We start from the raw sequence: 12,561 nt of genomic DNA on the forward strand, positions 1-12,561 counted from the left end.
TTTCCCTGGATACCCATCATCGGTCGGGCAAATCGCTCCATCGCTGAAGCGCCTGACCGAGCATGGAAATATCATCGCCATAGAGATCCGTCGCTGCAAGCAGATGGTCAGAGAACAACCCTGGGCCAAGATCGGTCCGCCGGTCGCTGACATGATCGAGAATTGCACCGGTATGGAGATCGATGCGGATCGTGTCGGAGATCGTGCCGTCCGATGAGTTGCCGTGGAGGCGCAGGTCGATGAATTCGAGCCCTGCCGGGGGGCGACCGATGACAAGGCCCTGACGGGTCGGCTTCAGCCAGTCCGGCAGTGGTCTTCCATCCGCCAGCGTCACGCCAAAGGAGGCATTCTCCACCTCTCCTTGCGACGACGGCATGATGTAGAGATAATCATTGTAGACCATCGTATCGATCTGGAACCAGGTGCTTTCCGCGCCTTCACGCTGCAGATGGATGTTTGAGCCGCCCTTGAAGAACCCGGCGGTGAGATCGTCGATGATGCGTCCGCTCTCAGCCCAGTCGCCGATCTGGTTTGCCGCATGGATGACAGCGCCTTCTTCCGGCAGATAACCTACGCCATTCAGCGAGCGGATGGAATTCACGACGTTGACGATCGGGCCTTGCGCCGTGAGGTCGGCAATTCCGTTGAGATCGTCCATGATCGAGGAGATCGGTGACGAAGATCCGGCGGAAATGCTGTCCGAAACAGACGGTGGCTGCCAGGGATCGTTTGGCTCGACGGTGATTGGTGGCGGCGGGTCCACCTCGAGCGGCGGACGCGGTTCCTGCGGGCCTTCGATTGGATCGACCGTGATCGTGACCATATAGGTCGCGGTGTTGGTGCCGTCGCTTACCGTGAAGGTGAAGCTGTCGGAGCCGCTGTAACCGTCTGCGGGCGTGTAGCTATAGGTGCCGTCCGGGTTGATCGTTACGGTGCCGTGCTGAGGGCCGGTACCGAGACCATAGGTAATCGGTTGTCCTTCCGGATCGAGTGCCGGTGGCAAGGCACCGGAGATCGATGTTCCTTCGGTAACAGAGATGGACGTGTCGGAGGAGGTCGGCGGATCGTTGACCGGATCGACAGTGATGGTGATCGTGTAGGTGGATGTCGAGCGACCATCGCTGACTGTATAAGTGAAGGTATCCGTTCCGTTGAAATTCAGCGCCGGGATATAGGTGTAGGAGCCATCTGCATTGACGGTAACCGTGCCATGGACGGCTGGTGCGCCGAGACCATAGGTCAGTATGTCGCCATCGGCATCGGTTGCGACCGGCAGGCGGCTGTTGAGTGGCGTATCCTCGAAGGCGGTGACATTGGCATCCGATCCGACCGGAGGCCGGTTCGTCGCTCCGACGGAGATGGTCACCATATAGGTCGAGGTCGCTTGCCCATCGCTGACCGTGTAGGTGAAACTGTCGCTGCCGCGATAACCGGCAACCGGCCGGTAGCTGTAGGTGCCGTCGGGATTGATCGTCACGGTACCGTGGCTTGCCTGGCTGCCGAGCCCGTAGGTTACGGCATCACCTTCCGGATCGATTGCGGGAGGCAGGGAGCCGGTGGCCGTCGAACCCGCCGCGACCGAGATTGATGTGTCTGAGGCAAGCGGCGCGTCATTGACCGGAGTAACGGTGATTGTCGCGGTATAGGTCGAGGTCGCCGTTCCGTCGCTCACCGTATAGGTGAACGTGTCGGTGCCGTTGAAATTTCGGTTCGGTACATAGCGATATGTACCATCCGGGTTGATCGTTACCATCCCGCGCGATGGACCAGCGCCGAGACCGTAGGTAACCGGGCTGCCTTCGGGGTCTATTGCGATCGGAAGCCGACCCGTCGCCACCATATCCTCCGGCGTGGAGAAGGCGGCATCTTCACCGCGAGGCGGGTCGTTAACCGGAGCGACCGTGATCGAGATCGTATATGTGACCGTCGCTGTGCCATCGGTTACCCGATAGGTGAAGCTGTCGGTTCCACTGAAGTCTGCAGCAGGAACGTAACGATATGTACCATCGGCATTGATCGACACGGTTCCGTGGTTCGCCTGGGTGCCGAGGCTATAGGTCAGCGCATCGCCGTCCGCGTCGGTTGCGATCGGCAGGCGGCCATTGAATGCCGTATCCTCGACAACACTGATGTTTCCATTGCTGCCGACCGGGATGTCGTTGACCGGGCGCACGTTGACCGTGACCGTATATGTGACCGTCGCCGTCCCATCGGTGACGGTATAGGTGAATGTGTCGGTTCCGTTGAAATTGGCATTCGGTACGTAGGTGTAGCTACCGTCCTCGTTTACGGTGGCTGTCCCGTTTTCCGCCTGTCCTCCAAGGCCATAGGACAGCCTGTCGCCATCCACATCCGTTGCTCGGGGCAACTGTCCTGAGGCGGTGCCGTCTTCATCGATCGTGACGTTGAGATCTTCGCCGGTTGGAGGATCGTTTGCAGGCGTGACGGTGACGGTGATCGTGTAGGTGCGTTCTATGCGGCCGTCACTCACGGTATAGGTAAAGCTGTCGGTTCCGTTGAAATCGGCATCCGGCGTGTAGGTATAAGTGCCGTCGAGATTGATCGTGACCGTTCCGTTTTCTGCCTGCCGGCCCAGGCCGTAAAACAGTGCATCGCCATCCGGATCCATCGCGATCGGCAGACGGGCGCTGAATGACGTGTCCTCTGCGGTGCTGATGGCGCCATTCGAACCGCTCGGGGCGTCGTTGACGGGATTGACGGTGATGGTTACGGTATAGCTCAGCGTCGCAGTGCCATCGGTAACGGTATAGGTAAACGAGTCTGTGCCGTTGAAATTGGCGTTGGGGATATAGGTGTAGCTGCCGTTTCCATTGACCGTCACGCTGCCATGCGAAGGATCGCTGCCTTTGGCATAGGTGAGTGTGTCGCCATCACCATCAGTGGCAATTGGCAGGGTGCCGTTCAAGGTTGTGTCTTCGTTGATCGTGACCGCGTCATCGCGACCGACCGGCGGATCATTGACGGCACCGATCGTGACGCTGACCGTATAGGTCGCGGTCGCCGAACCGTCGCTCACCGTATAGGTGAAGCTATCGGTGCCGTTATAGTTGGCTGCCGGCGTGTAGGTATAGGTTCCATCCGGATTGACGACGACCGTGCCGTGCGCCGGCAGCGTCGTACCGAGACCGTAGGTGACCTGTTGGCCTTCCGGGTCGATTGCGGGCGGCAGGCTGCCGCTTGCCGGCACGTCCTCGGTAACGGAAATGCTGGTATTGGAGCCGATCGGCGCGTCGTTGACCGGCGTGACGGTGATCGTCACCGTGTAGGCGGCAGAAGAGGCCGAGCCATCGCTGACCGTATAGGTGAAGGTATCGGTACCGAAGAAATTCGGGTTCGGCACATAACGATAGCTTCCGTCCGCATTGACGACGACGGAGCCGTTCGTGGCATTCCGGCCGATCGTATAGGTCAGCGGATCGTTCTCCGCATCGGTTGCGCGCGGCAGGTTCCCATTTAAGGGTGTGTCCTCGATGGCTGTGACCGCATCGTCTCTGCCGACCGGCGCATCGTTGATCGGATCGACGTCGATCGTGACGGTATAGACTTCCGATGTGCCGAAGCCATCCGTCACTGTATAGGTGAAGCTGTCGGGACCACTGTAATTGGCGGCGGGGCTATAGGTATAGCTTCCATCGGCATTGAAGGTGAGCGTGCCGTTTTCCGGTCCGGTGTCCAGAACATAGGTGATCGGATTGCCTTCGACATCGGTTGCCGGCGGAAGCTGGCCGTTGAACGGCGTGTCTTCGGTGACGGTGATTGCCGTATCCGATGCAGTCGGAGCGTCGTTGACCGGGTTGACGGTGATGGTGACGGTATAGGTGTTCATCGCAGCACCATCGCTTACCGTATAGGTGAAGCTGTCGGTGCCGTTGAAGTTGACTGCCGGAATGTAGCTGTAAGTCCCATCCGGATTGACGGTGACGGTGCCGTTCAATACGCCGCGGCCGAGGCCATAGGTGACCTCCTGGTTTTCCGGGTCGGTTGCCTGAGGCAGAGTGCCGTTGACGATTGGCGTGTCTTCATTGGTCGATACCGCGGCATCACCGGCAACGGGCGGATCGTTTTCCGGGCCGACCGTGATCGTCACCGTATAGGTGTTGGAGCCGCCATTGCCGTCACTCACCGTGTAGGTGAACGTATCGGGACCGTTGTAGTCGAGGTTCGGCGTGTAGGTGTAGGAGCCGTCGTCGTTGAGGTTGATCGTGCCGTTCGTCGGGCCTGTGGCGAGCGAATAGGTGACGTCATCGCCCTCTGCGTCCGTCGCGGGCGGAAGCTGGCCGTCATAAGGCTCGTCCTCTGTGACGGAGATCGCAGTGTTGGAGGCGACCGGCGCATCGTTGACCGGATCGATGATGATAGTGATTGTGTAGGTATTCGAGGCCGCGCCGTCGCTAACCGTGTAGGTGAACGTGTCGGTACCGTTGTAGTTGGCGGCCGGGCGATAGGTATAGGTGCCGTTGGCATTGACCACCAGCGTGCCGTGCTGCGGCTGGCTTCCGGCGCTGTAGGTGATCGGATTGTTCTCGGCATCGGTGGCTGCGGGCAGCGTGCCATTGATGATCGGCGTGTCTTCGTCGATCGTCACTGTCTGGTCTGCAGCGATCGGTGCGTCGTTGACCGGGTTGACGGTAATGTTGACCGTATAGGTGTTAAAGTTCGTGCCGTCGGTGACGCGGAAGGTGAAGCTGTCCGGGCCATTGTAATTGGCGTTCGGCACATAGCGGTAGCTGCCGTCATCGTTGACGACGACTGTTCCGTTCGTCGTGCCGGCGATGAGTTCGTAAGCGACCTCGTCACCTTCCGCATCGGTCGCGGCCGGAAGCTGGCCATCGAAGGGCGTGTCCTCGTTAAGGGAGATCGAAGCGCCGGAGCCGATCGGCGCGTCGTTAACGGCAGTGACAGTGATGGCGATCGTGTAAGTGCTCGTCGCCGTGCCATCGCTGACGGTATAGGTGAAACTGTCCGTGCCGTTATAGTTGGCTGCCGGGGTGTAGGTGTAGCTGCCGTTCGGATTGACGGTGAGCGTGCCGTGTAGCGGCTGGCTACCGACGCCGTAGGTGACGGCCGAGCCTTCCGGATCTGTCGCGGCGGGCAACTGGCCGGGATAGGCGACGTCTTCCGTCACGGTGATCGAACCATCCGAACCGATCGGTGCATCGTTGACCGGCGAGACGTCGATGGTGACGGTGGCCGTCGTCGTGCCGCCCTGGCCGTCGGAAATGGTGACGGTAAAGCTGTCGGTGCCGTTGAAGTCCATCCCGGGTGTGTAAAGATACGTGCCCGAGGCATTGATCGTGACACGACCATTGGCAGGCTGGGTGGTGACCGCGTAGGTCAGCGGGTCGCCATCGACATCGCTGGCCGCAATCGAGCCCGCGACCGGTGTGTCTTCCGGCGTCGTTATCCGCTGGTCAGTGGCAACCGGCGCGTCGTTGACCGGTGCAATCATGATCATCGCCGTGCTTGTGGCTGCCAGCTCTCCGCCGGCGCCGCTATTGCCGCGATCATTGGTGGTCATTGTCAGCGTGACGGCGGCGCTGCTGTCGGCGACCGGACGATAGACCGGTGCCGTCGGGCCAGCGAGCCAGGCGTTGATGTTGGCGACCGTGCCGGTCAGCGTGATCGATCCGGTACCACCGCCGGTAACCGTGACATTGCCGCCGGAGAACGCAATCAGCGAGCCGGCATTGACGCCGAGTGTGACCGTGACCGGCGCATTTCCGGCATCGATATCGGTGATCGAAATGCCGGTGAGCGGCAGATCTGTATCTTCCGCGCCGTTGAAACTGCCCGGGAGATTATTGACGGGCGCATCATTGATGGCGCGCACCGTGCCGGAGACGGTCGCATCGCGGCTGATCGCACCATCGGAGACGGTGTAGCTAAATGACGGATTGCCGTTGTAGTTGGCCGCTGCCGTGAAGGTGAGCGTGCCATCGGCATTGAGGGAAACCGTGCCGCCGGTAACTGCGACCGGATTACCGGCCGAGATCGCCTGGCCGTTGATGGCGGTGACCGTCAGTGCGTCGTTGTCGGGGTCGCTGTCGTTGGCGAGAACATCGATAGTGGCGCTGCCGTCCTCGTCGATCGCAAACGTATCGTCGGCTGGGACCGGTGCATCGTTGACCGCGCCAATATTGATGGTGACGACCGCCGTATCGAAACCGCCACTTCCGTCCGCAACCCGATAGGTAAAGCTGTCGACGCCGTTGAAGAAGGCGTTCGGAACGTATGTGAATGTGCCGTTGGCGTTGAGTGTCAGCGTGCCGTTGGCCGGGCCGTTGACCAGCGAAACGGTAAGTGGATCATCGTCGGTATCCGCGCCATTGCCGTTATTGGCGAGCACGTTGCCGGTCAACGTGTCGCCTTCATCGATCGAGAAGGTGTCGTCCTGCGCATCCGGTGCCGGGTTGGTGATGGTCCAGGTGAACGTCCGCTCGACAGTGCCGCCGTTGCCGTCGCTGGCCGTCATTGTCACGGTGAAGGCACGGGTGCCTGTCGGACCGGAGGCGGACGGCGAAATGGTACCGGTTATCCGGCCGGTCGCGGCGTTGTAGGTGAGACCTGTCGGCAGGCCCGTGATCGCGTAGGTCAGCGTATCGCCATCGACATCTGCGAAGCCGCCGGTGAGGTTGATGTCGATCGCAGCACCATCGATGTCGGCACGCGGTGGCAGGGTGGGTGCTGTCGGGGCATCGTTGACGCCGGTGACCGTTATCGTCAGCGTCGCCGTGTCTGTGCCGCCATTGCCGTCGGAGATCGTGTAGGTGATCGATGTCGCGCGGCTTTCGCCGACCTGCAGATCCTGGAATGCGGCGCCCGGATCGAAGCTGTAGGAGCCGTCCGCAAGAATGATGAAGCTGCCGCCATTCGAGCCCGCAAGTGTCGCACCGACGCCGTTCGGGCCTGTGCCGACCGCGATGACCGTCAGCGTGTCGCCATCCGCATCGCTGTCGCTGCCGACGATGACATTGCCCTCGATCGCGGTGTTTTCGTCGGTCGTTGCCGCATCGTCTTCCGCAACCGGCGGGTCGTTGATGGAAGTGACCTGGCCGGAGACGGTGGCGGTCGAAATGCCCCCCTGGCCGTCGGAGACGGTGTAGGTGAAGGTCAGCGGGCCGTTGAAATTCGGCGTTGCAGTGAAGGTCAGCGTGCCGTTGGCATTGAGCGTGATCGTGCCGCCGGTGACGGGGACCGTTTCGCCTGCCCCGATCGGCTGGCCGTCAATCTGCGTGATCGTCAGTGGGTCATTGTCGGCATCGCTGTCGTTGGCGAGGACGTCGATGACGGTGCTGCCGTCTTCATCAACCGTGAAGCTGTCATTGCCCAGCGCAGGTGCATCATTGACCGCGCCGACATCAACCGTGATCGTGTATGTGACAGTCGCCGTGCCGTCGGAAACCGTATAGGTGAAGCTGTCTGAACCTGCATAATTCGGGTTTGGCGTGTAGGTGAACGTGCCGTTCGGATTGACCACGACCTGACCGTTTGCCGGCTGGGTACCGGCCGCATAGGTAAGTGGTTGCCCTTCGGCATCAGTCGCGACCGGCAGGGTTCCTGTGTAGGACGTATCTTCCGTAACGTCGATCGTGCCATCGGCACCGATCGGGGCGTCGTTGGCGCCGGTGACGGTGACCGTGAAGGTGGCAGTCGACGTGCCGCCCTGACCATCCGAGATCGTATAGGTGACCGACGTGGTGCGGGTCTGGCCGGCGGCGAGATTGTCGAAATCGGTGCCAGGATTGAATGTGTAGGCGCCATTCGCAGCGATGGTGAAGATGCCGCCGGCAGTGCCTGCGACGCCCGTGCCGACACCGACAGCGTTGCCGTTCACGGCGGAGACGGAGATCGTGTCGCCATCCGGGTCGCTGTCCGCGCCCGAACCGTTATTGGCAAAGACCGAGCCGGTTGCCGGTGTGTTCTCTCCGGTGGTTATCGCATCGTTCTGGGCGATTGGAGCCGGGTTGGAAATGGTGATGGTAAAGGCGCGGGTGATTTCGCCGCCCGGCTGACCATCGTTGACCGTGACGGTGATCGTATAGACACCGTTGGCGCCGCCCTGGCTGGCATCGCTTGTCAGCGTGCCGGTGATGTTGCCGTCGGCATCCATTTCCAGCCCGTCCGGAAGGCCGTCCGCGCTGAAGGTGAGATCGTCGCCATCCGCATCGGTGAAGAACTGCGAAACGTCGAGCGTGACGTCGTCGGCATCGTCAAATGCCTGGTTGGGAATCTCGCCGGCCGGCAAGTCCTCGACATTGGCGACGTTGACGGTGACGGTAAAGGTCACGGTCGTGCGACCGTCGTTGACCGTATAGGTGAACGAGTCGCTGCCGGCGAAATTCGCGGCCGGGACGTAGGTGTAGCTGCCATCGGTGCCAATGGTGATGGTGCCGTTATCCGGTTGGCCGACGATCGCATAGGTCAGAGGATCGCCGTCTGCATCGGTGACCGGCAGGAATCCGCTCGAGGTCTGGTCCTCGGTCGCGTCGAGCACGAAGCTGCCGCCGACCGGCGCGTCGTTCTCGCCGGTCACGGTGATGGTGAGCGTGGCAGTGGATGTGCCGCCATTGCCGTCGGATATCGTGTAGATGACGCTTGTCGCACGGGTCTCGCCGACCTGCAGGTCATCGAATTGTGTGCCCGGATCGAAATCATAGGTGCCGTCCGGGCGGATGACGAAGGTGCCGCCATTCGAACCTCCGATTGGCGCCCCCGCAGCACCGCCGCCGACAGCGATGACTGTGAGCGGGTTGTTTTCCGCATCCGTATCATTGCCGAGCACGCTCGGGCCGTTGGTGATCGGGGTGTTTTCACCGGTCGTCGCCGTATCGTCCACGGCGACTGGTGGGTCGTTGACCGCGCCGACGTTGACTGTCGCCGTGGCCGAGGCGGTCTCATTACCATTATCGGTAACCGAGATCGTCAGCGTACGGGTGCCAGCTGTCAGGTTGTCGCTGCGGTTCTCGTACTGGAGAGCACGTAGGAGCGCGCTGGTCGCCGCATCCGGCATAGACACACCGGCGCCGGCGGCGTTCTCGAAATGCAGGCTGTTTGCGCCGTCATAGTCGAAGAAGAAGGTCGTGCCGCCGAAGGCGATCGTGCCGCTCGACGCCGTGCCGACGACTATATCGACGGCACCGTTCAGGTGGATGATCTCGTTGCCGGTATCGGCGAAGCCGGCAAGGTCGATATCGAGCGAAACGATGCCGCCCTCGATATCGCCGACGATTGCATCGGGCGATACGATCAGTACCGGCACGTCGCCTTCGGTGAAGGAAGCGGAACTGCCGGTGCCTGCACTCGCGCCGTTCAGGTCGATGATCGGCGGGTCGTTTTCGGCCGCGATATTGATCGTGACCGATGCGTCGGAGAAGCCGCCATTGCCGTCCGCGATACGATAGGTAAAGCCGACCGTGCCGTTAAAATTCGCCGTCGGGGTGAAGGTGAGGCTGCCTGCCGCGTCGTTCAATCTGACGGTGCCACCGGCGACCGCTATGGTCTGTCCGACAGCGATATCCTGCCCGTCGATCTGGGTGATGGTGAGCGGGTCGCCGTCCGGATCCACATCGATGCCGTCTTCGCCGCTCGCCGTGTCCTCGCCTGTTATCGGATTGAAGGTGACCGGCGTATCTTCCGCCGTCTCGACCACATCATTTGCCGCTTCGGGCGCCGGGTTGGTGACGGTGAAGACAAAACTGTCGGATACCGAGGCGGTGCCGTCGCTGGCGGTCACGGTGATCGTATAGGGACTGCCCTGGGATGCATTGGCCGCAAGCGTGCCGCTGATCAGGCCGGTTGCCGCATCGTAGGTCAGGCCGGGCGGTAGAGGACCCACGGTAATCGTCAGCGTCTGACCATCCACATCACTGAAATAGGGGCGGACATCGAGGCTGAAGGCGGAGCCATCGACCTGAGTGCGATCAGGGATAGGCGCCGCCACCGGCGCATCGTTGACCGGATTGACGGTAACAGTAACGGTCGCGGTATCCGAGCCGCCATTGCGATCGCCGATCGTGTAGGTGAAGGATTCCGTACCGTTGAAATTGGCATTCGGGGTGAAGCGCAGGACTTCGCGCCCGTCTTCGTTCAGGATGAGCTGGACGGAGCCGTTCGGCGTCATCACGGCCGGGCCACCGACGGTAAGGTTCACGCCTTCGACGAGGATGACGGTGTCAGTATCGCCGTCCTGGTCCGTATCGTTGGCAAGGATGTCGATGTCGACCGGCGTATCCTCGTCGGTCGAGACCGCATCATTCTCGGCGTTCGGGGCAACATTCTTGATCGTATAGGTGAATTCCTCAAACGCGCTGGCGCCATCCGGATCCGTGGCCGTGATCCGGACGAGGAAATTGCGGATGCCTGTCGGACCGGAAGCATCGGGGTCGATCCTGCCCGAGATAATGCCGGTTAACGGATCGATAGACAGGCCCGGCGGCAGGCCGGTTGCGGTGAAACCAAGCGCTTCGCCTTCGGGGTCGACGAAATTGCCGGAGATGTTGAGGCTGATCGTGTCGCCGTCATTGCGCTCCATGCTCGGGATGTCGGAAGAGATCGGCGCATCGTTTTCTGCGTTGACGGAGACGGTGATGATGCCGGTGCTGTAACCGCCCTGTCCATCGGTGATACGGTAGACGATCGTATCGGTGCCATTGTAGTTGGCGTTCGGCGTGTAGGTGAGGGTGCCGTCGGCGTTCACGACGACCTCGCCGTTGCCGGCGACCGGTTCAAAACCGGGACGATTGTCGATGGACAGCGTGTCGCCATCCGGATCGGTGTCGTTGGCGAGTGGGTTGAAGGTGACGGGGGTGTCTTCGGCGGTTTCGATTGCATCGTTGGCGGCGGTCGGAGCCGGGTTGGTGACGGTGAAGGTAAAGCTCTCCGAAACCGTGCCACCCTTGCCGTCCGACGCCGTCACGGTAACCGTATAGACGCCATTACCATCCGGACCGCCCTGGCTGGCATTGTTGGCGATCGTGCCGGTGATCGTGCCATCCGCGGCCATGGTCAGGCCCTGCGGCAGGCCGGTCTGGTTGAAGGTCAGGGTGTCGTTTGCATCGATATCCTGGAAGAAGGTGCCGAGATGCAGCGGATTGCCGGTCAGAGACTGACCGTCGGCACGCGTATAGTCTGGGATCGTGTCGGCCGTCGGCGCGTCGTTGACGCCATTGACGGTAATGGTAATCGTGGCGGTGTCGTAGTTCGTGCCGTCGCTGACACGATAGGTGATCGTCGTGGTGCGTGGCGGGTCGCCAGCAGACATGTCGTCGAAATCCGTGCCGGGATTGAACGTGTAGGTGCCGTTCGAATTGATGATGAACGTGCCGCCGTTGGACCCGGCAACCGCGATACCGACATTGCCGGCCGCGCCTTCGACCTGATCGACGCTGAGCGGGTCGCCATCAGGGTCGCGATCGTTGGTCAGGACATTGCCTCCACCAGAGGTGTTTTCGTTGACGGTCAACGTGTCATCGAAAGCCTTTGGCGGCAGGTTGGTGACGATCCAGGTAATGTTGCGGTTTGTGGTGCCGCCGTTGCCGTCCGATGCCGTGATCGTGACGGTGTAGGGATCGGTGTTCGAAGCGTTTGCGGCAAGTGTTCCGCTGATTACCCCGGCAGCATTCATCGTCAGGCCCGGTGGCAGGCCGGTTGCGGAGAATGTCAGCGCATCGTTGTCGACATCGCTGAAATAGGGGCTGACATCGTAGCGAACCGCCTGACTGTCGCTGTCATACTGGTCCGGGATCGGAGTGGACGTCGGAGCATCGTTGACGGGCGTGACGGTGACCCGGACAGTTGCCGTGGAGACACCGCCATTGCCGTCCGAGATCGTATAGACGATCGTGTCCACGCCGTTGAAATTGGTGGCCGGCACGTAGGTCAGCGTTCCGTTTGCATTGATGGTGACAGTGCCGTTGCCGGCATTGGCGGCGGTGATCGTCAGCGTGTCGCCGTCCGGATCGATATCATTGGCAAGCGGGCTGATCGTGACCGAGCCATCTTCGAGAACCGTGGCCGTATCATTGTTGGCGGTCGGACCGGGATTGGTGACGGTTAGCTCGAATGTCTGGGTCGCCGTGCTGCTGCCGTCCGAGGCGACGATCGTGATCGTGTATACGCCGTTACTGCCGCCCTGGCTTGCCTGGTTGTTGATCGTACCGAAGATCAGGCCCGTGGCAGCGTCATATTGCAGACCATCCGGTAGACCGGTGATCGTGTAGGTCAGGTCGTCGCCATCCGGATCGCTGAAGAAGTCGGCAACGTCATAGGTGAAAGACTGGCCGTCGGCGCGCACGCGGTCCGGGATCGGCTGGGTCGGGGTCGGGGTATCGTTGACCGGGGTGACGGTCACGGTCACGGTTGCCGTTGCAACCCCGCCATTGCCGTCCGAGATCGAGTAGGTGAAGCTCTCCTTGCCGTTGTAATCTGCATCCGGGGTGAAGCGAAGCACCAGGTTTCCGCCTGCATCCTCGATCAGTTGCACCGAACCATGGGTCGTCTCGACGGCCGAGCCCATTGAGTACAAGCACCTGATTGTTGACA

General features: G+C 61.2%; 1 protein-coding gene. It reads right to left on the minus strand.

The window, feature by feature from the left end; translation table 11 throughout:
• Positions 1–16: 16 nt before the first annotated feature.
• Positions 17–12,535, minus strand: coding sequence for an Ig-like domain-containing protein (locus HNQ72_RS30585; protein WP_280518276.1), 12,519 nt, complete (start codon positions 12,533–12,535; stop codon positions 17–19).
• Between the last annotated feature and the right edge of the window lie 26 nt (positions 12,536–12,561).

Source organism: Aliirhizobium wenxiniae (genome assembly GCF_014201355.1).
Lineage (GTDB): Bacteria > Pseudomonadota > Alphaproteobacteria > Rhizobiales > Rhizobiaceae > Neorhizobium > Neorhizobium wenxiniae.